The organism is Tenacibaculum larymnensis (assembly GCF_028829235.1).
Lineage (GTDB): Bacteria > Bacteroidota > Bacteroidia > Flavobacteriales > Flavobacteriaceae > Polaribacter > Polaribacter larymnensis.
This window is the reverse complement of sequence record NZ_JAIWJY010000002.1, coordinates 18,594-41,847: the sequence shown is the minus strand read 5'-3', so window position 1 is coordinate 41,847 and position 23,254 is coordinate 18,594. Positions and strand designations below refer to the sequence as shown.

The 23,254-nt window shown below is 31.2% G+C and carries 26 protein-coding genes; 16 read left to right on the top strand and 10 right to left on the bottom strand.

Features of this window, described 5'->3' with window-relative positions:
• Positions 1-122: 122 nt before the first annotated feature.
• Positions 123-2,132, bottom strand: coding sequence for a DNA primase (dnaG, locus tag LCI24_RS03000; protein WP_274639108.1), 2,010 nt, complete (start codon positions 2,130-2,132; stop codon positions 123-125).
• A 126-nt stretch (positions 2,133-2,258) separates the two neighbouring features.
• Between dnaG and LCI24_RS02995 the strand changes: the two genes are divergently transcribed.
• Positions 2,259-3,185: a leucine-rich repeat domain-containing protein gene (locus LCI24_RS02995; RefSeq protein WP_274639107.1), complete on the top strand. Its 927-nt coding sequence runs from the start codon at positions 2,259-2,261 to the stop codon at positions 3,183-3,185.
• Positions 3,186-3,254: 69 nt separating this feature from the next.
• On the opposite strand, the gene clpX is transcribed toward LCI24_RS02995, so the two are convergent.
• The 4 genes from clpX to LCI24_RS02975 form a co-directional block, all read right to left on the bottom strand.
• Entirely contained in the window at positions 3,255-4,493 is a 1,239-nt protein-coding gene (gene clpX, locus LCI24_RS02990) for an ATP-dependent Clp protease ATP-binding subunit ClpX (RefSeq protein ID WP_274639106.1), read from the bottom strand.
• A 44-nt stretch (positions 4,494-4,537) separates the two neighbouring features.
• The gene (clpP, locus tag LCI24_RS02985) at positions 4,538-5,197 is read right to left on the bottom strand and encodes an ATP-dependent Clp endopeptidase proteolytic subunit ClpP (RefSeq protein ID WP_274639105.1); all 660 of its coding nucleotides are present in this window, start codon (positions 5,195-5,197) and stop codon (positions 4,538-4,540) included.
• A gap of 129 nt (positions 5,198-5,326) precedes the next feature.
• The gene (tig, locus tag LCI24_RS02980; RefSeq protein ID WP_274639104.1) at positions 5,327-6,649 is read right to left on the bottom strand and encodes a trigger factor; all 1,323 of its coding nucleotides are present in this window, start codon (positions 6,647-6,649) and stop codon (positions 5,327-5,329) included.
• A 131-nt stretch (positions 6,650-6,780) separates the two neighbouring features.
• Positions 6,781-7,128: a phage holin family protein gene (locus LCI24_RS02975; protein ID WP_274639103.1), complete on the bottom strand. Its 348-nt coding sequence runs from the start codon at positions 7,126-7,128 to the stop codon at positions 6,781-6,783.
• 216 nt (positions 7,129-7,344) lie between these two features.
• Here LCI24_RS02975 and LCI24_RS02970 point away from each other — a divergent pair, with 216 nt between their 5' ends.
• From LCI24_RS02970 to LCI24_RS02955, 4 genes are all read left to right on the top strand, one after another.
• Complete coding sequence (locus tag LCI24_RS02970) at positions 7,345-8,082, top strand: class I SAM-dependent methyltransferase (RefSeq protein WP_274639102.1); 738 nt, start codon at positions 7,345-7,347, stop codon at positions 8,080-8,082.
• A gap of 22 nt (positions 8,083-8,104) precedes the next feature.
• A complete protein-coding gene (locus LCI24_RS02965; RefSeq protein WP_274639101.1) occupies positions 8,105-8,671 on the top strand; it encodes a Crp/Fnr family transcriptional regulator in 567 nt (188 codons plus the stop codon).
• Between the two features lie 62 nt (positions 8,672-8,733).
• Positions 8,734-9,312, top strand: coding sequence for an NAD(P)H-dependent oxidoreductase (locus LCI24_RS02960; RefSeq protein ID WP_274639100.1), 579 nt, complete (start codon positions 8,734-8,736; stop codon positions 9,310-9,312).
• Positions 9,313-9,414: 102 nt separating this feature from the next.
• The gene (locus LCI24_RS02955; RefSeq protein ID WP_274639099.1) at positions 9,415-9,864 is read left to right on the top strand and encodes a TlpA family protein disulfide reductase; all 450 of its coding nucleotides are present in this window, start codon (positions 9,415-9,417) and stop codon (positions 9,862-9,864) included.
• A 23-nt stretch (positions 9,865-9,887) separates the two neighbouring features.
• On the opposite strand, the gene LCI24_RS02950 is transcribed toward LCI24_RS02955, so the two are convergent.
• Positions 9,888-10,268, bottom strand: coding sequence for a hypothetical protein (locus tag LCI24_RS02950; protein ID WP_274639098.1), 381 nt, complete (start codon positions 10,266-10,268; stop codon positions 9,888-9,890).
• Between the two features lie 146 nt (positions 10,269-10,414).
• Between LCI24_RS02950 and LCI24_RS02945 the strand changes: the two genes are divergently transcribed.
• Positions 10,415-10,672 carry a hypothetical protein gene (locus LCI24_RS02945; protein WP_274639097.1) on the top strand — a complete coding sequence of 86 codons (258 nt, stop codon included), beginning with the start codon at positions 10,415-10,417 and terminating at the stop codon, positions 10,670-10,672.
• 75 nt (positions 10,673-10,747) lie between these two features.
• Here the strand turns inward: LCI24_RS02945 and LCI24_RS02940 are convergent, their stop codons facing one another.
• Both LCI24_RS02940 and LCI24_RS02935 read right to left on the bottom strand, forming a co-directional pair.
• Entirely contained in the window at positions 10,748-11,515 is a 768-nt protein-coding gene (locus LCI24_RS02940) for an alpha/beta fold hydrolase (RefSeq protein ID WP_274639096.1), read from the bottom strand.
• Positions 11,516-11,517: 2 nt separating this feature from the next.
• A complete protein-coding gene (locus LCI24_RS02935; RefSeq protein WP_274639095.1) occupies positions 11,518-12,231 on the bottom strand; it encodes a pyridoxine 5'-phosphate synthase in 714 nt (237 codons plus the stop codon).
• A gap of 59 nt (positions 12,232-12,290) precedes the next feature.
• Between LCI24_RS02935 and LCI24_RS02930 the strand changes: the two genes are divergently transcribed.
• The 9 genes from LCI24_RS02930 (at position 12,291) to murI (ending at position 20,229) form a co-directional block, all read left to right on the top strand.
• Positions 12,291-12,950 carry a CBS domain-containing protein gene (locus LCI24_RS02930; RefSeq protein WP_274639094.1) on the top strand — a complete coding sequence of 220 codons (660 nt, stop codon included), beginning with the start codon at positions 12,291-12,293 and terminating at the stop codon, positions 12,948-12,950.
• A 30-nt stretch (positions 12,951-12,980) separates the two neighbouring features.
• Positions 12,981-13,877, top strand: a complete 897-nt coding sequence (locus LCI24_RS02925) for an NAD kinase (RefSeq protein ID WP_274639093.1) — start codon at positions 12,981-12,983, stop codon at positions 13,875-13,877.
• A 104-nt stretch (positions 13,878-13,981) separates the two neighbouring features.
• Positions 13,982-14,662 (top strand): type IX secretion system protein PorG, encoded by a 681-nt coding sequence (gene porG, locus LCI24_RS02920; RefSeq protein WP_274639092.1) that lies wholly within the window; start codon positions 13,982-13,984, stop codon positions 14,660-14,662.
• Positions 14,663-14,664: 2 nt separating this feature from the next.
• Positions 14,665-15,417, top strand: a complete 753-nt coding sequence (locus tag LCI24_RS02915; protein WP_274639091.1) for an isoprenyl transferase — start codon at positions 14,665-14,667, stop codon at positions 15,415-15,417.
• On the top strand, positions 15,410-17,953 hold the full coding sequence (bamA, locus tag LCI24_RS02910; RefSeq protein WP_274639090.1) for an outer membrane protein assembly factor BamA: 2,544 nt from the start codon (positions 15,410-15,412) through the stop codon (positions 17,951-17,953). Before LCI24_RS02915 ends, bamA begins: the two co-directional genes overlap by 8 nt.
• A 15-nt stretch (positions 17,954-17,968) precedes the next feature.
• The gene (locus LCI24_RS17035) at positions 17,969-18,100 is read left to right on the top strand and encodes a DUF3173 family protein (RefSeq protein ID WP_420802976.1); all 132 of its coding nucleotides are present in this window, start codon (positions 17,969-17,971) and stop codon (positions 18,098-18,100) included.
• Positions 18,060-18,818: an OmpH/Skp family outer membrane protein gene (locus LCI24_RS02905; RefSeq protein WP_420802980.1), complete on the top strand. Its 759-nt coding sequence runs from the start codon at positions 18,060-18,062 to the stop codon at positions 18,816-18,818. The genes LCI24_RS17035 and LCI24_RS02905 overlap by 41 nt, the downstream gene beginning before the upstream one ends.
• A gap of 37 nt (positions 18,819-18,855) precedes the next feature.
• The gene (locus tag LCI24_RS02900; RefSeq protein WP_274639088.1) at positions 18,856-19,365 is read left to right on the top strand and encodes an OmpH/Skp family outer membrane protein; all 510 of its coding nucleotides are present in this window, start codon (positions 18,856-18,858) and stop codon (positions 19,363-19,365) included.
• 69 nt (positions 19,366-19,434) lie between these two features.
• Positions 19,435-20,229, top strand: a complete 795-nt coding sequence (gene murI / locus LCI24_RS02895; protein WP_274639087.1) for a glutamate racemase — start codon at positions 19,435-19,437, stop codon at positions 20,227-20,229.
• On the opposite strand, the gene LCI24_RS02890 is transcribed toward murI, so the two are convergent.
• Together LCI24_RS02890 and LCI24_RS02885 are read right to left on the bottom strand one after the other, a co-directional pair.
• On the bottom strand, positions 20,226-21,206 hold the full coding sequence (locus LCI24_RS02890; RefSeq protein WP_274639086.1) for a PorP/SprF family type IX secretion system membrane protein: 981 nt from the start codon (positions 21,204-21,206) through the stop codon (positions 20,226-20,228). The two genes, murI and LCI24_RS02890, sit on opposite strands and share 4 nt — an antisense overlap.
• Positions 21,207-21,313: 107 nt before the next feature.
• On the bottom strand, positions 21,314-22,156 hold the full coding sequence (locus LCI24_RS02885) for an AraC family transcriptional regulator (protein WP_274639085.1): 843 nt from the start codon (positions 22,154-22,156) through the stop codon (positions 21,314-21,316).
• Positions 22,157-22,313: 157 nt separating this feature from the next.
• Between LCI24_RS02885 and LCI24_RS02880 the strand changes: the two genes are divergently transcribed.
• On the top strand, positions 22,314-23,237 hold the full coding sequence (locus LCI24_RS02880; protein WP_274639084.1) for a dihydrodipicolinate synthase family protein: 924 nt from the start codon (positions 22,314-22,316) through the stop codon (positions 23,235-23,237).
• Positions 23,238-23,254: the final 17 nt, after the last annotated feature.

The window sequence follows — 23,254 nt, the reverse complement described above, 5'->3', positions numbered from 1 at the left end:
TAATTCTAGAATTTGTAGCAACTTTCTCATTTTTTCTTTAATTTCTTGTTCTTTTCGCCGGTAAAGTTACAAAAAAATGTTAAGAATGTTAAAAATTCTAAATAATTAGCAGTTTATAAACCTTAGATTACACGGTTTAGTTTTTCAAAAAGGCGCTTTTTTAATCCTGTATAATTACTGATTTCTTCTAGGTTAGGAACTGCTTTTTGTTCTTGACTTTCTTGCATAATCTCTTTAATTTTCTCTTCAATTAAAACTCTACGCAAGTTTAAAATAGCATCGGTAACTAGCTTTGGAAGAATTTTAACTGTCTCTGTTACAAAAACCTCTTTACGCTCCCAATCGCTTAAATTGTACTTTTCTTCATCCATTAAAATATTAGTTACTAAACTAGATATTTGAGGATTTTCATGCATTACCAAATGATCTACTTTTATTTTTTCATCTTGATTTAATTGATGAATTAACTCATAATAAGTTAATCTAAATATTTCATTGGTAAACTCTATTTCGTCTTCTTGTAAGTTTAAATACAACTCATTTGATACCGTGTTTTGATATTCTTCTTTTTCTAAAAATGGACGCCCTCTTTCATCAACTGCATCTACCCAGTTTACAAAATCAACAATCTCGTTACCATACAGTAACAATATCCTTATAACTTCTTTTTCAAGGATATTTAATTGATTGATGTTTTGTTGCAACTTCCCTTTTCCTCCTTTTATAGCTTCCATTGAAGCTTGTCCTTGCTCTTGAAAATATTCTGGAGGTGGTTGATTAGGGTCTTGTCCTACACTGCTCTTTCTCGTTGCTGTCGCTCCTTTTTTCAGCAACTGTGCAAGCTCACTAAATAGTACTCTTTCAGAAATATCCATAATACGTGCACATTCTTGCACATACACTTCTCGTTGAATACCATCAGGAATTTTAGAAATACTCGTAACAATATCTCTAATTAATCCTGCTTTTTTAACAGGGTCGTTCGCTGCTTCCTTCATTAATAAAGAAACTTTAAACTCTATAAAGTCCTGTGACTTCTCTTCTAAATACTGTTTTAATTCAACATTAGAATGCGCTTTGGCAAAACTATCAGGATCTTCTCCCTCAGGAAAAGCCACTACCCTTACGTTCATTCCTTGCTCAAGAATTAAATCAATTCCTCGAATTGATGCTCTAATTCCTGCTGCATCACCATCAAAAAGTACGGTTATGTTTTGTGTTAATCGGTTTACTAAGCGGATTTGATCAGGTGTTAATGCAGTACCTGAAGACGCTACTACATTTTCAATACCAGATTGGTGAAACGAAATTACATCGGTATATCCTTCTACTAAAAAGCAATTATCTTCTTTAGCTATTTCTTTTTTAGCTTGATAAAGTCCGTAAAGGATTTTACTCTTGTGATAGATGTCACTCTCAGGTGAATTTAGGTATTTTGCAGCCTTTTTATCGTTAGTAAGTATTCTACCCCCAAAACCTAAAATACGTCCAGACATACTATGAATAGGAAACATCACACGCCCTTTAAATCGATCAAACTTTCTATCTTCTGTTCCTCCTTCTTTTACTATTGTTAAACCAGTAGATTTTAAGTATTTTAAATCATAACCTTTAGCCAGCGCTGCCTTAGTGAAATTATCCCATTCATCTTTACAGTATCCTAAATCGAATTTTTCAATAGTGTCTTCTCTAAATCCTCTTTCTTTGAAATAAGACAACCCGATTGCTCTTCCGTTTTGTGTATTCATTAATACATCATGAAAGTAATCTTTAGCAAATTTTGAAACCAAAAACATACTTTCTCGTTCATTCATTTGCTGCTTTTGCTCATCAGACTGCTCGGTTTCTTCTATTTCAATATTATATTTTTTGGCTAACCAACGTATCGCTTCAGGATAAGTATAATGCTCGTGTTCCATTAAAAATGAAATTGCATTTCCTCCTTTTCCTGTACTAAAGTCTTTCCAGATTTGTTTTACTGGCGATACCATAAACGAAGGGGTACGTTCGTCTGTAAAAGGACTTAAGCCTTTAAAGTTACTTCCCGACTTTTTTAATTGCACGAATTCTCCTATCACTTCCTCTACTCGGGCGCTCTCAAAAACTCTATCTATGGTTTGTTGGGTTATCATATACTATAAAAATACGGCTAACAAATATACTACTAGTTTTAAAAGTTAGCTTATTGTTATAAAACTCTTGGCAAATTTAATTTGCAAAAAACATATAATTACATAATTTTGGCAAAAATTCCCCTTATGATGAAAACAATTATCCCCCTTTGTTTTGCAACACTTTTTGCATTTAACATTTATTCACAAGAAACTATTCGAATTCCTGATATTGGTTTAGAGGAATGTTTAATCAATTTAAAAATTGACTCTAACGGTTTAAACGGTAGTATTACAATTAGTGATGCTGAATATGTTACTAACTTAAATGTTAATGATCCTGTTACAAACAAAGACTTACCTAATGTTTATTCAAAAATTAAAGATTTAACTGGTTTAGAAAGTTTTCCTAATTTAAGACGTTTGGATTGTTTTGGTAACGAGATTAAAAAGATTGATTTATCTCAAAGCTCTTCAATAAGTTTCTTAAACTGTAGTGAAAACAAAATTGAGCGCTTAGATGTTAGTAAGAATCATAACTTAACCTATATAAGTTGCGATTATAACAAATTAACCTCTTTAATACTTGGTGAAAACCCAAATATTCAAAGCTTATATGCTAGTTACAATCAACTTACTACGTTAGACGTATCAAACTGCCCTAACTTAGAAAGTATGGATGTTACAGGTAACAAGATTAAAACTATTATTGTTAGTGAAGAGCAATTAGCTAACATTCCTCAAGGATGGTATAAAGACGAAAAAACCACTTATGCGACAAGTAATGGTGTTGTTGCTGACAATAAGGTTACAGAAGAGATTGTTGTAGAACAGGCAGAAAAAAAGATTGTAGAAACTGAAACTACAGAAGATGAGCCTAAAGAGGTTAAAAAACCTGTACAAAAGTATGCTGAAAGCTTTAAGCAACTAGTTATTTCTGAATATGAAAAAAGTGTTTTAAACGAAAAATACTTAAAGCAGATAAGAGAAGATCTTATGTATAAGTATGACATTAAAGATGAAGAAATTACTAAATGGATACAGCAATATAGTAAGCTTCATAAAGCAGAATAACACCTTAGTTTATAAAATAAAAAAGCCATCAAAATTTGATGGCTTTTTTATTTCTCTCAGTAAATATTTTTAAGATGCTGCTCTTAATTTCTTTAATGCTGACTTTGTTAATTTCGACTCTGCATATTCTTTTGTTACCTTAAATTCTTTTTCATCAGAACTTGGCATATCAAACATTGCATCTGTTAAGATAGCTTCACATAACGAACGTAATCCACGTGCTCCTAACTTGTATTCTACTGCTTTATTAACAATAAACTGTAATGCCTCTTCGGTCATTGTAAACTCAACATCATCCATTGAAAACAACTTAGTATACTGTTTTATAATTGAGTTTTTAGGCTCTGTTAAAATAGCTCTAAGTGTTTTTTCATCTAACGGATTCATATAACTTAATACTGGTAAACGACCAATAATTTCTGGTATCAAACCAAAAGATTTTAAATCTAAAGGTGTGATGTATTGTAATAAGTTATCGTGATCTATTTTATCTTCTTCTACCGAAGCACTATAACCAACCGCTTGCATATTTAAACGCTTGCTAATAAATCTATCTATTCCAGAAAAAGCTCCTCCGGCAATAAATAAAATATCTTTGGTATTTACTTCAATAAACTTTTGCTCAGGATGTTTTCTTCCTCCTTTAGGAGCTACATTTACAACTGCTCCTTCTAATAGTTTCAGTAAAGCTTGTTGCACTCCCTCACCAGAAACATCACGTGTAATTGATGGGTTGTCTCCTTTACGAGCTATCTTATCTATTTCATCAATAAATACAATACCTCTTTCAGCTTTTTCAACATCATAATCGGCTGCTTGTAACAAACGACTTAAGATACTTTCAACATCTTCCCCTACATAACCTGCTTGTGTTAACACGGTAGCATCTACAATAGAAAATGGTACGTTTAGCATTCTTGCAATTGTACGAGCTACTAAGGTTTTTCCTGTTCCTGTTTCTCCTACTAAAACGATGTTTGATTTTTCAATCTCTACCTCATCTTCATCATCTCTAGTTTGTAACAATCTTTTATAGTGATTGTATACTGCTACAGACATAGCTCTTTTAGTTTGATCTTGTCCTATGATATATTCATCTAAAAAAGCTTTAATTTCTCTTGGCTTTTTTAAGGTAAGATCTTTTGATAAATCACTTGTTTTAGCTTCAGCTATTTCCTCTTCTACTATTCCATGAGCTTGCTCTATACATTTATCACATATATGTGCATCTAAACCTGCGATTAATAAATCGGTTTCTGGTTTTTTACGCCCACAAAAGGAACATTGTAAATTTTCTTCTTTCGACATCTTATCAGCTTATTGCCAACAGCTCACTGCTATTAGCTGTTTTATTATTTTCTAGTTAAAATTTCGTCTACCATACCGTAAGCTTTTGCTTCTTCGGCTTTCATCCAATAATCTCTATCAGAATCTTGATTTACTTTTTCTACTGTTTGACCTGAGTGCTTTGATATTATTTGGTACAACTCATCTTTTAATTTTAAAATTTCACGAGCTGTAATTTCAATATCAGAAGCTTGTCCTTGTGCTCCACCTAATGGTTGGTGAATCATAATACGAGAGTGTGGTAACGCTGAACGTTTTCCTTTTTCTCCTGCACACATTAACACAGCTCCCATTGAAGCAGCCATACCTGTACAAATTGTTGCTACATCTGGTTTAATAAATTGCATAGTATCGTAAATACCCAAACCAGCATAAACTCCTCCTCCTGGTGAATTAATGTAAATTGAAATATCTTTTGATGCGTCTACACTTTCTAAAAACAATAATTGTGCTTGAATTACATTGGCTACTTGGTCATTAATTCCAGTGCCCAAAAAAATAATTCTATCCATCATTAAACGAGAAAAAACATCCATTTGAGTAATGTTCATTTGGCGCTCTTCCATAATATATGGAGTTAAACTACTTGTTATTTTTCCTAAGTAATTGCTATTTATTCCGTGGTGCTTTGTTGCGTATTTTTCGAACTCTTTTCCGTAATCCATTTTTAAAATGTTTTTGGGTTATAAAGATGTAAATATAAGAACTATTTCGTTAGTATTTTGTTACAGTTAATGGCTAAAAAAACCTGAATGTGCATTCAGGTTTTTATTTATAATTTTAGTAATTAACTATTACTTGTATACTTCTTTAATGAAATCTTCGTAAGAAACTTCTTTTGTATCAAAGCTCATGTTTTCTTTATAAAAAGCTAATAATTTTTGGCTTATTAATTGAGATTGTAATTTTTGAGCTTCGTCTTGATTTTGTAAGATTCTTCCCGCGATATCATCTAACTCTTTTTCTTCTGGATTCATGTTTCCAAATTGAGCCATTTGAGCTCTAATAAATCCTTTTGCATAGTCTACTAACTCTGCATAGTCTAATTTAATATCGTTATCCTTCATAATCTTTCCTTCGATTAATTGGTAACGTAATCCTTTTTCAGACTTGTTATATTCTTCAACAGCTTCTTCAGCAGTTAATTCTTTTTCTCCTGCAGTTTGTAACCACTTTTGTAAGAATTCAACTGGTAAATCAAACTTTGTGTTATCAACTAAGTTTTCAGTAATTGCGTTTAACAATTGTTGATCTGCTTGTTGTTGGAATTGCTTTTCTGCGTCTTCTTTAATTTTATCTTTTAATTCAGTTACAGTTTTTACGCTTCCATCAGCAAATAACTTATCAAATAACTCTTGATCTAATTCTGCTGGTTCTATCTCAGTAATCTCTTCAATAGTAAATGTTACTGGAATATCTAAGTCGTGAACCTCATCGTGAGATACACCTAAAGCTCCTTGTAACTTGTGCTCATCTTCGAATAAGTTTTTAGTTTTTAATTCTAAAACGTCTCCAACTTTAGCACCTACAAACTTCTTTAAGTTTGTTTTTCCTTTAATATCTTTTACAGAAATTGTAGATTTTTTGTTGATTTCTTTCTCTTCGTTTACGAAAGTACCAGTAACGTTAGTTTCCTCTGTAGCTTCTTCTTTAGCTGACATTTTACCGTAACGAGATTGAATGTTTTCAACTTCTTTTTCGATTAACTCGTCAGTAGCAACAATGTTATATTGAGTTACTTTGCTTTTTGGCTTTAAGTTTACATCGAACTCAGGAGCTAATCCTAATTCGAACTCAAAAGAGAATTTATCAGCATCCCAATTGAAATCTTCTTGAACTCTTGGTAATGGATTACCTAAGATATCTAACTTCTCTTCAACTAAGAATTTGTTTAACGACTCTTGTAAAAGCTTGTTTACCTCATCAATCATTACTGATTTTCCGTATTGCTTCTTTACCATTCCCATTGGTACATGACCTTTTCTAAACCCAGGAATGTTCGCTGATTTACGGTAATCGTTTAATACTTTTGTTACTTTATCTTGATAATCTTCTGCAACAATATCAACTTTTACAACTGCATTTAATGCATCTACGTTTTCTTTTGTTATATTCATCTTAAAAATCTGTTTCTTAAAAAATCGGGTGCAAAATTACTACTTTATTTATTGATAACCAAGACTTTTAGCTATAAGAATATTATCTTTTTTACTTCCCTTATTTTCTAGTTTTTAATGTTTTAGGTTACTTATTCGTCTCCTTCTTTTAATAGCGAAAATAGTAATGATCTGAAAATTGACAGCAATACACTGAACAAGAGTGCTGTAAAAAATCCGCTAACTGCAAACCCCGACACTAATTTATCTGCCAACAATATAATTACTGCATTAATTACAAATAGGAACAACCCTAGCGTAACAATCGTTGCTGGTAATGTAAAAAACACTAACAGCGGACGCACAAATAGGTTTAACAAAGCAATTACTACTGCCACAATTACTGCGGTTGTATAACTAGCTACCGTTACTCCTGGTAAAATATTTGCCAATACAATTACTGCTAATGCCGTTAACAATACCTTTAAAAATGTTTTCATTTTTCTTTTTTATTTAATTGGTTATGAATTATAAATTTACTCTTTTTCACTGAAACTATTAATTCGTAACACTTCATATACTTTACCACAACCATACCAAAACAGAAACCTGCTGTTTTGACAGGTTTATAAGTCTTCCGTTTGATACTTCCAATAAACTAGCTAACTTTGTTATTCATAATTTTTTTGCAAAATAGAAAGTGTAGTATTATAAAGATGAAACAAAACAGATATGATGATAATGACTTTTTTGAAAGTTACAGCAAAATGCCTCGTTCAATTGATGGTTTAAATTCAGCTGGCGAATGGGAAGTTTTTAAAAAAATGTTACCTGATTTTCAAGACAAAAATGTACTTGATCTTGGTTGTGGCTATGGATGGCATTGTATGTATGCTAAACAACAAGGTGCAAAAAATGTAACTGGAGTAGATTTATCAAAAAAAATGATTGATAAAGCCATAGAAAGCTCAAAAAACCTGGCTATTAAATATCTACAAATGGCAATTGAAGATATTGATTTTAAACCTGAAGAATTTGATATTGTTATTAGTTCACTTGCATTCCACTACTTAAAAGATTTAAACCCTGTTTTTAAAAAGATCAATAAAACCTTAAAAAAAGGAGGCAACTTTATATTTTCACTAGAGCATCCAGCTTTTACATCAAAACCAGAACAGGATTGGTTTTTAGATAAAAATGAAAATCGATTGCATTGGCCTTTAGACAACTATCAAGACGAAGGAGAAAGAAAAACTAATTTTCTAGGACATGAAGTAATTAAATATCACCGAACCTTAGAAACTATAATTAATACAGTAATTAAATCGGGCTTTGATATTCAAGAAATTTCTGAACCAAAACCTTCTGAACTTGTTTTGGAAAAATACCCAGAAATGAAAGATGAAATGAGAAGACCTATTTTCATCATAATTTCTGCTGTAAAAAACAATTAAACTACTTGTTAATCCATACAAAATGCTTAAAAAACACTTAGCTTCCTACAACATTCTTTCCGAAGAAGAAATAGACAACTTTGTAAATTTAGTTAGGTATAAAAAACTTAACAAAGGTGATTTTTTTATACAAGAAGGAAATACTTGTAAAGAAGTTGCTTTTATAGCTTCAGGTATTTTTAGATCCTTTTATCATTCGTCTGACGAAAAAGAAGCTACCTATTGTTTATTATCAGAAAACTCGTTTGTTACCGCTTACTCGTCTTTTATTTCTCAAACAAAAACAAACGAGAATATCCAAGCATTAACCGATGCAGAACTATACAGCATCTCCAAAGAGCAATTTGTAGCCCTAGAAAATTCAAGTACTAATTGGTTACGTCTTTTTAAAATATTTGCTGAGCAAGAATATATAAATCTTGAAAACAGAATTTTTGTGTTACAAAATGAAAGCGCTGAAAACCGTTATAAAAAATTACTAGAAACACACCCTAGCTATTTACAAACCATACCACTGCAATACCTTGCTTCTTATTTAGGAATTACACAACGACATTTGAGCCGAATTAGAAAATCGGTTTTTTATTAGACAATTGTCCTTTTTAGACTTCTAAAACCACCCGTACTTTGCTTCATAATCTTAACTATATTATGAAGAACATTTTATTAATAAACGGACATCCTGATAAAGAAAGTTTTAACCATGCACTAGCCGCTTCTTACAAAAAAGGTGCTTTGGAAACTGACGCTACAATTGAAGAAATTACTATTGCTGATTTAAACTTTAACCCAACTCTTAAATATGGTTACCGAAAAAGAACTGAACTTGAACCTGATTTATTAGCCTCTTTGGCTAAAATTAAAAAAGCCGATCATATTGTTTGGGTTTTTCCTATTTGGTGGGCAGGCTACCCTGCAATAATGAAAGGTTTTATTGACAGAGCTTTTTTACCAGGAATTACTTTTCAGCCTGTTGAAGAAAAACCTTTTCCTGAAAAGCTTTTAAAAGGTAAAACCTCTCGACTCATTATAACTTCGGACACACCTAGTTGGTATGATTATCTTTTTATGAAAAGACCTGCTATTAGACAGTTTAAAAAAGGAACATTAGAGTTTTGTGGTATTAAACCTGTTAAAACCACTTTCCTATCAGTAGTAAAAGATTCAACCATAGAACAAAGAAATTTGTGGTTAAATAAAGTATACACACTAGGCAAAAACCTACAGTAACAAACTTAACTCTACAAGCTAAAGAATGTTTTTAGCTTGTAGAGAATTAAAAGCTTCTTCTTTTTAAATAACTTTGCTAAAAACTTCAATTAAAAACCTAAAATGGATACTAGCAAAATTGTAACCTCAATAAAAGTTACCGACTTTAATCAAAATGAAGTTGATTTACTTGAAAAGTATGCTAACAAAATTCTATTATTATTGTTTTACAACAATGCTTGTTTAGGTTGTACAGGAAGAGCTATTCCATTAGCTTATAAATTTAAACAAACCTACAAGGATATTGAAGTTATTGGTATTCATAGTAATTTTAGCAGTAACAATGTTACTAAAGATGATATTCTAAGTATTTTTACTATAAACGAACTCCCTTTTCCTATTTATATAGACAACAATCATAAAATGTATGATTTTTTTAACTCGGAAGGAACACCACAATGGATATTGTTAACTCCTGACAGTGAAGTATATCGTTCTATCTTTGGTTCGCAAGACAACGCGCAAAATAGATTGTATTATGCTTTGGAGAGTTTAACTGAAAATAAAGGTTAGTTTTTAAAGTAACCGTTAAGTTTTTATTTCCTTAAGACTTCTGAAACTTGAGTTGCTATCGCCTCTTTTACTTCTTTGTCTTCTAACAATAAATGTATTAGATTATCTTTTACCTTGCTTTTTATATCTAACAAGTTATATTTAGACGCAGGCTCATTAGCTTTATCTATATTGTTAAGAAACATTTCCTCTTTACCCGTAAGCAACCAAGTTGGATTTATCTCTGGAAAAGAATGTAGAATTTTGTTTAACACATTACTTTTAAATGACGATTTTCTTCTTATTGCTGTTCCAATAGAATTGTTAGACACATCAATAATCTCCTCAAAAGACCTAATATTTAACCTTTTATAGTTAATTATTTCTTCTACTCTCTTATAAGTTTCATCTACAAAATCGCTCATTGAAAAATAACTTTTTTCTAAATTTTATTTAATTTTGTTTTCGTATTTAGATTTTTGTTTGTATTTTTACTTCGTAATAAGTACAGGATACGTACAAATATAAATTAAAAAGTGCTATCAACTTCTAAAAAACAATTTGAGTTTTTATGATAACTGCTATACAACGAAAAGAATTAGAAAAAATAAAACCACCTAAATACCGTGAAAAGGTAAAAAACTACTTAAGCAAGAATGGTCATAATTTTTCTTTAGAAACTATACAAAAGGTATATTCTGGTAAAAGAAAAAATTTAACTATTGAAAAAGCTATTGTAGTTGTTTTCCACAGCTATATGAAAGACCAACAAGCTATAGATAGCAATATAAATAGCTTGATTAATGAAATAAACAGTGATTTCCCTTAATACATTTTTTGTTTTTCGCCGGGGGGCGAGTATTTTAAGCGAGGGACTAGGGATTAACAAATTCCTCCTCGCTTTTTATTTTAGAAAAGTTATAGCTTCTTTATAAAAATCCTTTGGATTTTCAGCATGTAGCCAGTGCCCAGCATTGGCTACAGTTTTTACTACTGCTTTTGGAAAGTGTGCTTGAATTAACGGCTCATCTTCTTTTGAAATATATCCTGAATTTGCTCCACGTAAAAACAACGTATCTCCTTCAAAAACCGTAAAAGAAGGTAACGCTACCCCTACCTCACTGTTATTTTCTGTTAACGATTTTAAGTTAAAACGAAATGCTAATTCATCTTTTGTTTTTCTATAAACGTTTTTGGCTAAAAATTGACGAATTCCTTTTTCTGGAATTAACTCAGCCAGTTTTTCGTCTACCAACTTACGTGAGGTTTGCACTGAAAAATCTACAGAGTTTAGAGCTGCTAAAATCTCGTGATGATGTGGCGGATACATTCTTGGTGAAATATCTGCAACAATTAGTTTATTTACTAACTCAGGATATTCGGTTGCGAACAGCATTACTGTTTTCCCACCCATGGAATGCCCTAACAAATCTACTTTTTCTAGATTATGATGTTGAATATAATTGTACAAATCACCAACTAACAATTCATAATCAAAAGCATCTGCATGGAAGCTTCGTCCATGATTTCGTTGATCTATTAAATGCACTTCAAAACCGTCTTCTGCAAATTTATTAGCATGTGATTTCCAATTATCACCCATACCAAAATATCCATGCAAAATAAGTAACGGCTGTCCTTCTCCAATTATTTTTGAGTATAATACTTCCATAGTTATTGCAAACGATGTAAATACATATTCACTACATTTTCTAGACCTAAATACAAACTTTCTGAAATTAATGCATGTCCTATAGACACTTCAGCCAAATAAGGAATATTTTGTTTAAAAAATTGAATATTATCTAAACTTAAATCATGACCTGCATTAACTCCTAGCCCTACTTCATTTGCCAATATAGCTGCTTCTGCGTACACTTTTACAGCTTCTTTATTTCCTTTTTCGTACTGCGTTGCAAATTCTTCAGTATACAACTCAACTCTATCTGCTCCTGTTTTTGCAGCAGCTTCAATTAGTTTTAAATCTGTATCAATAAAAATTGATGTTCTAATTCCTGCTTCTTTAAACTCAGCAATCACATCTTTTAAATACGATTGATGTGTTATAGTATCCCAACCAGCATTAGACGTAAGTTGATCTACACTATCAGGAACCAATGTTACTTGCGTTGGCTTAATTTCTAACACCATTTGCTTAAACTTATCAATTGGATTTCCCTCAATATTATATTCAGTTGTTACAATTGATTTTAAATCATAAGCGTCTTGATAACGAATATGACGTTCATCTGGTCTTGGGTGAATTGTGATTCCTTCTGCCCCAAAATCTTGTATATCGGCTGCTACTTTTAGTAAATTAGGTACGTTTCCACCTCTAGAATTACGAAGTGTAGCTATTTTATTAATATTAACACTTAACTTTGTCATGCTATAAAATTAGGCTACAAAGGTAACGCATTCCAACATTTTAAACTATATTCGTAGTAATGAAAATCAACGATTTTATATTAAAAGAAATTAAAGCACTCTCACTAAACAGCACTGTAAAAAGCGCTCAAAGTCTGTGTAATGATTTGCCTATAACCCATATTCCTGTTGTTGAAAACAACAGACTGGTAGGTTGTTTGCCTGAAAGTGACATTCAGACTATAGAAAATAAAAATCGTACACTTAGAGAGTATTCGTACTTATTAGATCATTTTTACACAAATGAAAATGCTACTTTACTCGATTTAATTGCTTTGTTTGCTGATAATGATTCGAATTTAATTCCTGTTCTTGATAAGAACTTGCATTATGTAGGCTATTATGAATTAAGTGATATTTTAGATGCTTTTGCAAACAGCCCTTTTTTACACAACGAAAGTGACACTTTGATTATTGATAAGAATAAAACAGATTATTCTATGAGTCAAGTAGCACAAATAGTTGAAGCTAGTAATGGCAAGCTATTAGGCGCATACATTTCTTCTGAAAATATAAATAGTATTGAAGTTACTCTTAAAATTGTTTCAGAAGAGATAAATGAAATCATTCAAACATTTCGCAGGTACGGTTACAATGTTATCACTCAACATGAAGATGATTTTTATTTAGAAGAACTAAAAGATAGAGCTGCCTATCTAAGAAAGTACTTAGATATGTAATTTTTTCAATAACCAAACAAAACTCCAGAAGTGAAAAAAGTCGCTATTTACGGTCAAGCTTATACCACACTTGCAGAGAAAGAAGTAAAAATTCTTTTAACCATTTTAGAAAAACATAACATTGTTGTTTTTTTTGAACAACAGTTCTATAATTTATTTGTTGAAAATAATTCGCTTAACAAAAAGTACCCCACCTACACACACTTTAATGACTTATCAAATACTTTTGATGTGATGTTTACCATTGGCGGAGATGGTACTATTTTAAGAGCTGTTACCTACATTAGAGATTTAGATATTCCTATTATGGGTATTAACACTGGACGTTTAGGTTTTTTGGCTACGATTCAAAAAGACCAGATTGAAGAAGCAATTAACTTAATGCTAAAAAAAGAGTACACACTTCAAGAACGTTCTTTATTACAAATAGAAACATCTCCTGCTACAGAAGATTTTACCGAACTTAACTTTGCACTTAATGAAGTTACTATTGCTAGAAGAAATACGACTTCTATGATTGGTATTAAAACCTCATTAAACACAGAGTATTTAACAAATTATTGGGCTGATGGATTAATTATAGCAACTCCAACGGGTTCTACAGGTTATTCGCTTAGCTGTGATGGACCTGTTATTTTACCAAATTCAAAAAGTTTTGTTATTACTCCTATTGCACCGCATAATTTAAATGCGCGCCCAATGGTAATTCCTGATGATACTGATATTCTTCTGGAAGTTAGTGCTAGAGAAAAAGATTTTTTAATCTCCTTAGATTCTCGAATTACGACAGTTCCATTGGATACTAAAATAAAAATACAAAAAGCTCCATTTACCATAAAAAGTGTTTTACCAAAAAATCAATCTTATTTGAATACCTTGCGTGGGAAACTTTTATGGGGAGAAGATGTACGAAATGAATCGTTATAACGATAGTAATTACAATAAAAACGTAAAAAAAAAGTTAATCAAAAAGACGGATTATTAACTTTTTAAAGCAAATTCAATTCCCTATATTTGCACGCTATTTTACAATGAGAGGACTTATTTTATTAATATTATTGGCTTGTGTAGTAACACCATTACAATCACAAACACACGAAATTGGTTTTTTTGCCGGTGGTTCTAACTATGTTGGTGACATTGGTAGCACCAACTATATACAACCTAATGAGTTTTCAGGCGGACTTGTATACAAATACAATTTAAACCCTAGAATTGCCTTAAGAGGAACATATACTTATATTCCTGTTTCTGGTAACGATAATGATGCCGATAATGCTTTTCGTCAAAATAGAGGTATTAGCTTCTCAAATACTATTCATGAGTTTGCTGCTGGAGTAGAATTTAATTTCTTTGATTACAATATCAACGATTACAGAACTACATTCACTCCATACATCTTAGCAGAAGTTGCTGCTTTTAATTATAAAAGCCCAGAACCAACTTCTTCTAGTAATACAATTCTTTTAAAAAATAAATTTTCTTACACTGTACCTGTAGGTATAGGACTTAAAGGAAGGTTAGCAGATAATTTTGCTATCGCATTTGAAACAGGTGTACGATTTACATTTGTAGACGATATAGATTTTACAACAGATAGAATAAACTCATTAGACTTTGGAGGTAATGGAAACGACTGGTATGTATTCTCAGGAGTTTCTATTGTATATACCTTTGGAAGACCGCCTTGTTTTGGTGGAATAGCAGAATAATTATGGAAGAAAAACTACAGCGCATTAACTTACAAAAAGTACCAAACCACATTGCTATAATTATGGATGGTAATGGTAGATGGGCGAAAGGTAAAGGGATGCAACGTGTTTTTGGACATAGAAATGCTTTAACTGCCATTAGAGAAACTGCTGACACAGCTTCTGAACTGGGTATAGAGTTTTTAACTCTATATGCTTTTTCTACCGAAAACTGGAACCGTCCAAAGTTGGAAGTAGATGCTTTAATGAGCCTACTTGTAACTACCCTTAAAAAAGAACTCCCCGAATTTCAACGTAAAAATGTTAGAGTTAACGCTATTGGTAACTTAGCTAATTTACCAAGCAATGCTCAAAAAGTATTAAACAAAGTTATTGATGCAACTAAAAACAATACAAAAATTACTTTAACCTTTGCTTTAAGCTATGGTTCAAGAGAAGAAATTGTTAATGCAATCAAAAACATTTCAAAAAAAGTTGTTAATAACGAAATAGAAATTGAAAAAATTAACGAGAAAATTATAAATAATCATTTATATACGTTTAATTTGCCCGACGTTGATTTAATGATACGTACAAGTGGGGAACAAAGAATAAGCAATTATTTACTTTGGCAAATGGCTTATGCTGAGCTGTATTTTACAGATGTATTATGGCCTGACTACAGAAAAGAACATCTTTATGATGCAATAATTGATTATCAAAACAGAGAAAGAAGATTTGGAAAAACCAGTGAACAGATTGAAACCAATGAATAAATATTCGTATTTACTAGTATTTTTTATCACCCTTTTTGCGGTGAGTACTCAAGCGCAAGACACAACTCCTAAAGACAGTATAACTTCAAATGTTATTTCCTACGAAAAAGGAAAAGAGTATATTTTAGGGGGTATAACCGTAACTGGCTTACAAAAATTTAGTGAACAAACAGTAAGAATATATACTGGTTTAGTAGAAGGTCAACCAATTAAGTTACCTGGTGACAAACTTACGAGTGCTATTAAAAAGTTATATGAAAGTAAGCAGTTTAGTGAGGTAGATGTATACTTATCTAAACGTGATGGTGAAACTGTGTACCTTCAATTTGATGTAACTGAATTACCTCAGTTAACTACTGTTACTATTTCAGGAGTAAAAAAATCACAAATTAAAGAGATTAAAAAAGAAACTGAATTAAAAAAAGGAGCTATGGTTACAGACAACCTTATTGTAACCACTCGTAACTTTATTAAAAAGAAATATACTGATAAAGGTTTCTTAAAAACAAAAGTTTCACTAGACACAAAAAGAGACACTTCTGATGTTAATACTGTTAGCATGGCTATTTTTATTGACAGAGGTGACCGTATAAAAATTAAAGAAATTAATTTTACTGGTAATGAAGCTATGTCAGACGCTTCTTTACGAGGTGCTATGAAAAACACCAAACGTAAAATTTTTGGTCGTTTTTGGAAAGCATCTAAATATATTTTAGATGATTACAAAGAAGATTTAAAAAGTATTCTTGAAAAGTACAGCGAAAATGGATATCGTGATGCTAGAATTTTATCTGATAAAGTAGTTTGGAATGATGACAACACCATAAACCTTGAAATTGAGGTTGAAGAAGGCCGTCAATACCGTTTTGACGAAATAATTTTTATTGGTAATAAAGAATATACTGATGAATTCTTAAGTAACATTTTACGAATTGATAAAGGAGATATTTATAACGGAAAAGTTTTAAAAGAACGTATTTCTGGAGACGGTACACCTACTTCTCAAGACATTCAAACATTATATCATAATAACGGTTTCTTATTTTCTCAAGTAAATGCTGTAGAAACTAAAGTAGAAAATGACTCTATTACAGTTGAAGTCCGTATTAGAGAAGATGAACCTGCAACTATAAAGAAAGTTACAGTGACAGGAAATGATAAAACAAACGACCATGTAATCTACAGAGAACTACGTGTTAAGCCTGGTGACTTATTTAGTCGCCAAAACATTATTAGATCTATTCGTGAAATAGGACAATTAGGTTTCTTTGATACAAATGTAACTCCAGATGTTAAGCCAGATTACCAAAATAAAACAGCAGATATAGATTTTTCTGTAGTTGAAAAAGGAGGTAGTCAAATTGAATTACAAGGTGGTTATGGTGGTGGTTCCTTTATTGGTACCTTAGGGTTGTCTTTTAACAACTTCTCTGTTAGAAACATTTTCAACAAAGAAGCTTACAAACCTCTTCCTATGGGAGACGGACAAAAGCTATCTTTACGTTTACAAGCTAGTAGAACATACAATACCTATAGTTTCTCTTTTACAGAACCATGGTTAGGAGGTAAAACACCACAATCATTATCTTTTTCTGTATACTTATCAAACCAGTACCGTTTTGATTACACAACTTATGATGTAAACAAAGATGAAAGTTTAAGTATTATTGGTGCATCTATAGGTTTAGGAAAGCGTTTAAAGTGGCCTGATGATTATTTTACACTTTCTCAAAACATTAGTTACCAAAGAATTGAGTTGCAAGATTACGGATATAGAGTAGGTTCTTCAAACAATATACTTAGTCAAGGAGATTTAAATAATTTGGCATATACATTTGCACTGAGTCGTAATTCAGCTGGACCTAGTTTAATTTTCCCTACTTACGGTTCTGAATTTACAATAAAAGCTAAAGCTACTTTCCCTTACTCATTAGTAAACGGAAAAGACTATACTGAACCAACAAATCCAACACCTGATGAGCGTCAAGCTTATTTAGCTGATAAATATAAGTGGTTAGAGTACTACAAAATTTCTGCAAAAGGTAAATGGTATACTTCTTTAGCTAATAAGTTAGTATTAATGTCTAATTTTGAGATGGGTTATTTAGGTTCTTATAATGATGAATTAGGTTTAACCCCGGTTGAAAGATATTTCGTTGGTGGTGATGGTATTGCTCAAGGACAATTGGATGGGCGTGAAACAATAGGTTTAAGAGGTTATGAGAACAATCGTATATCTTCTCTAGATGGAGGAGCTATTTATAATAAATTTCAGTTAGAATTACGTTACTCTATTACAGATAAACCCTCTGCTTCAATTTATACAGTAGGATTTTTAGAAGCGGGTAATTCTTATGACAATTTTAGCGAGTTTAATCCGTTTAAACTAAAACGTTCAGCTGGAGTAGGTGTTCGTATATTTATGCCTGCATTTGGATTATTAGGTATCGATTTTGCACATGGTTTCGATCCGTTACCTGGATTAAATGAAAAATCAGGTTGGCAAACGCATTTTATAATTGGAAGACAGTTCTAAAATCATGCATTTATAATGCGTCTGGGTTTTGGCACGGTTTTTTCTAAACACATTATACAAGATGAAAAAAAATATTTTATCAATCGTTCTTTTACTTGTTACAAGTATAACCGTTGCCCAAAAAAATCAACGTATCGCTTATATTGATATGGAGTATATTCTTCAAAGTATCCCTGCATATTTAGAAGCTCAAAACTCATTAGATGCTAAAGTTGAAAAATGGAAAGCTCGATTAGACAAAGAAGCTCGTGCTATTGAAGTTTTAAAAACTGATTTAACTAACGAAAAAGCCATTTTAACCAAAGATTTAATTGAAGAGCGAGAAGAAGATATTTCTATCAAACAAGAATCTTTGAGAAGATTAGAATCTTTATATTTTGGCCCAAATGGTGATATGTATAATTTAAGAAAACAATTAGTTAAGCCTGTACAAGACCAAGTATATAACGCTGTACAAACAATTGCTTCTAGAAAAAAGTACGACTTTGTTTTTGACAAATCTGGAGATTTAGTTATGCTATATTCCAACAAAAAACACGATATTAGCGACCTTGTTGTACAAATGATCAATATAGATCAAAGAAGGCAAGCTAAGAAAGATAAAATTGAAGCTAAAAAGTCTTTACTTAAGAATGACAATTTAAGTGACGAACAAAAAGAAAGAATAGCAAAAAGAGAAGAATTAAAAAAGAAAAAAGAAGCTGATAGACTTGCTAAGATTAAACAAATTGAAGAAAAAAGAAAGCAACGTTTAAAAGAGAGAGCTGATAAGAGAAAGCTTTTACAAGAGAAAAGAAAAGCCCTATTAAAAGCTCAAGAAGAAGCTAGAAAGAAAAAAGAAGAAGAAACAAAAGAGAACAAATAAATCAAGAATAAAATAACATTAATTAAATTAAACAAAGATGAAACATTTAAAAACGTTATTATTAGTTGCAATTTTTACGATTGGATTAGGTGGTGTGGCAAATGCACAAAAAACTGCACATATTAACACTGATAAATTATTAGCTGAAATGCCTGCTACAAAAGCTATGAAAGCAGAGTTAGAAAAGCTAAACAAAACATACCGTGACGACATTGAAACAATGTATAAGAAACTAGAGGCTAAAATGAAAAAATATGAAGCTGAAGGTAAAAGTCAAACACAAGAAGTGAACCAAAAAAGAGCTGTTGAAGTTCAACAAGAAAGATTAAGAATTAGTCAAGCTGAACAAGCTGCTGGTAAAGAAATGCAAAAGAAATACCAAGAGAAGACTATTCCTATTTTAAAGAAAGCTGAAGATGCTATTAAAGCTGTTGCTGCTGAAAAAGGAATTATCTATGTTTTAGATGCTGCTCCAGGTAAAGGTTTAATCGTTTACGATAAAGGAGAAGATATTTACGATGCTGTAAAAGCTAAATTAGGATTCTAAAAAAGAATACATATATTTATATAAAAATCCTGCTGTTTAAACAGCAGGATTTTTATTTTTGTTATAAGTATGAAAACTATTGCACAACAACCTATTGGTATTTTTGATTCTGGTATTGGTGGTACATCTATATGGAAAGAAATCCACCAACTTTTACCTCAAGAAAACACTATTTACTTATCAGATAGTAAAAATGCCCCGTATGGTCAAAAATCAACACAAGAAATAATCGACTTATCGATTAAAAACACTGAGTTTTTAATTCACAATGGAGCCAAAATTATTGTTGTTGCTTGCAATACAGCTACTACCAATGCTATTGAATACTTAAGGAGTAATTACAAGATTCCTTTTATAGGTATAGAGCCTGCTATTAAACCTGCTTCTTTAAATACAGAAACAGGTACTGTTGGCATACTTGCTACAAAAGGTACTTTAAATAGTGCCTTATTTGAAAAAACTACTTCTAGTCTAAATGATGAAATAAACATTATAGAACAAGTTGGTGAAGGGTTAGTTGAACTAATAGAAAATGGTAAAATATACTCTGATGAAATGACCTTTTTATTAAAAAAGTACATAACACCTATGTTAGAAAAAAAGTGTGATTATATTGTTTTAGGTTGTACGCATTACCCATATTTACTACCCCAAATACAAAAAATTACTGGAAATAAAGTTAAAATTATAGACTCAGGTGAAGCTGTTGCTAAACAGGTAAAAAATGTTTTATCACAAAATGGCTTACTAAACCTGAATAACGAGCTTCCTAGCAACACTTTTTATATTAATAAAGATAAAACTGTTTTAGAAACTATGCTTACAGAGTATAAAGAAAGTAAAATTAACTTCCTTGACTTTTAATATGTGAAACTTCCATTAATATTAGGACAAGCCGCAGCTCTTCTCTTTATACAGAATAAATTTATTCCCAAAGATAATTGGTGAAATCCGCCATTTGAAAAAACAATATCACCTGTTTGTTGTGTATATGTATAAGCAAACATCCAATTTTTGTAATTAACTCCTAATATGGGAGTTATATATTGAGAGTCTCCAAAAACATTACCTCCGAAACTTCTTCTATAAGATAATGCGGCCCATAATTGAGTTTCATTAAAACTCTTATAAACCTTGAAGTTTATATCAGCTATTTTTTCTTCTGTTTGCTCTTTATATTGAAACATTAATGATGGCTCAAATTGTAGCTTTTCCTTATCTCCAAAGAAATAGCCTCCTCCTAGAATATAATTTCTAAGATTATATGATTCAAAATCAGGATTTAAATTATTTTTTGCTGATAAAAAAAGGTTTTTTACTGTAAAATAAGATGATAGTCCATTTTTATGATATGCCATCCCAAAATCAGCGTTAAAATAAAAATCACTTTCTATAACCTGACTTACAGCTGGATCATTTACAAAGGTTCTTTGGTCTCTCTCATTTTGAACTACAGAAAAAGATAATCCAAAGGATAATTGATTAAAAAGATTTTCATTTCCCATATCAATGTGATATGCATAAGTACCTTGAATACCTTTTTGTGAATGATATCCATTTTTATCATTAAAAAGAATTACTCCCAACCCAGTATTAGAATACTCTCCTAATTTTGTATGAAAACTCGCTGTTTGTAAAGCAGGTGCATCATCTACTCCTAACCATTGTTGTCGTGCAGTTAATCTTATTTTTCCACAATCACCAATACCTGCAGCAGCGGGATGTAATAAATACACGTTGTCAGACAAATAATCTGCATAAATTGGCAGTGTTTCTTGTCCTGAAACTCTGAAAATCACACATAATAATAAAAAAGTAATAGTAGCAATTCTTCCCCCCATAGATTTTTAATAATAGTAAAAGAACTCCAAATATAGTTAAGAGATATTATATTTTATGTTAAATTTTGTAAATAAGATATATTTAAGCTTAAATAAGCCCAGTATAATCAATTTTTTTTCTTAAATGTTGTAGGGCTAACATTTTTTACTTCTTTAAACTTCCTATTAAAGTTAGATAAATTATTAAAACCACATCTATACGCTACAGAACTGATTGGCAAACTCTTATCTGAAGTTAATAATTTGCATGCATTCTCTATACGTAATTCATTCAAAAAAGTGAAATACGTTTTATTTGTTCGTTGTTTAAAATATCTACAAAAAGCATTGGGTGTCATGTTAGCCTTTTCTGCAATCTTGTATAAATCTATATTCTTATCAAAGTTATTTATTGTGTAGTCCATTACATTTTGCATTCTCTTACCTTCATTATCCGTATACCTCTTTGGGTAAATAAAACTAGCCAATTCAGCGGTTTCTGATTCAACCAGTGTTTTTAAAATTTCAAGCAGCCCTATAAAACGGTTAAGATTGCTTGATTTATGTAATCCTAAAAAAAGCTTCGTTACTTTTTCTTTATTTTCAAGAAGCCTAAATCCAGATATTGATTTGTCAAAAAAAGGAATTAACTCTTTAAAGTCATCCAATAAAAAAAAGTCTTTTCCAAAAGAACTCTTAGTAAAGAATAATGAAATCATAAAAGATTCTTTAATAACTGAAGCATCACTTTTGAAAACATGTGGTAAGTTACTTCCTATAACTAAAACATCACCTGATGAATATTTGTTAATTGTATCACCGACAATTAACGTTCCTTCACCTTTAACAATAACACATAACTGAATTTCTTCATGTTGATGGAACTTATCATAAAAATGTTTCTCTTTATCTTCTTGATAAATTAGTCCAATGTTTTGAGTTTTTGGTATTTTAAAGGGTAAAACTTTCATTGATAAATCGCTATTCTAATTCAAAAATATGCAAATACTATTAATATAACACTACAAAAACACCTTATAGGCTAATATAGTATCATTATATGATAATTTGAAGTTAAAACTCTCTTTATCTTACACATAACTTTGCAGTGAAAAAAACAATATTACAATGAGTATAAATTGGAAAGGTGTAATGCCAGCGGTTACCACAAAGTTTACAAATGATGATACTTTAGACTTAAATATGTTTGAAGTAAACATTAAAGCACAATTAGAAGCAGGTGTGCATGGAATTGTTTTAGGAGGTACTTTAGGGGAAGCCAGTACATTATCTGATGACGAAAAAAGAACACTAACTAGAACAACCGTTAACCTAGTTAACAATCAAGTTCCTGTTTTGATGAATATTGCTGAACAAACTACCAAAGGAGCTATTGAAGCTGCTCAAAAAGCTGAAGAAGATGGCGCTAAAGGTTTAATGATGCTTCCACCTATGCGCTATAAAGCGGGAGATAGAGAAACTGTTGAATATTTTAAAGCAGTAGCTAACAATACATCGTTACCAATTATGGTGTACAACAATCCTGTAGATTATAAGATTGAAGTTACATTAGATATGTTCGATGAGCTTTTGAAATGCGATAATATAGAAGCTGTCAAAGAATCAACCAGAGATATCTCAAACGTTACAAGAATTAAAAACCGATTTGGTAATCGATTAAAAATAATGACAGGTGTTGATACCTTAGCTTTAGAAAGCTTATTAATGGGTGCTGATGGTTGGATTGCTGGTTTAGTTTGTGCTTTCCCTAAAGAAACTGTAGCTATCTATGAATTACAAAAAGCTGGTCGCATACAAGAAGCATTAGAAATATATCGTTGGTTTTTACCATTGTTAGAATTAGATATAAATCCTAAATTAGTACAAAATATTAAGTTAGCAGAAGCGGCTACAGGTATTGGAACTGAAAATGTGCGAGCTCCACGATTACCTTTAATAGGTGAGGAACGTAAACATGTTTTGAATGTAATAGAAACTGGATTAAAAAACAGACCAATTTTACCTAATTATAAAGCTTTAGCCACTTACTAATTAACTCTTTGTCCATT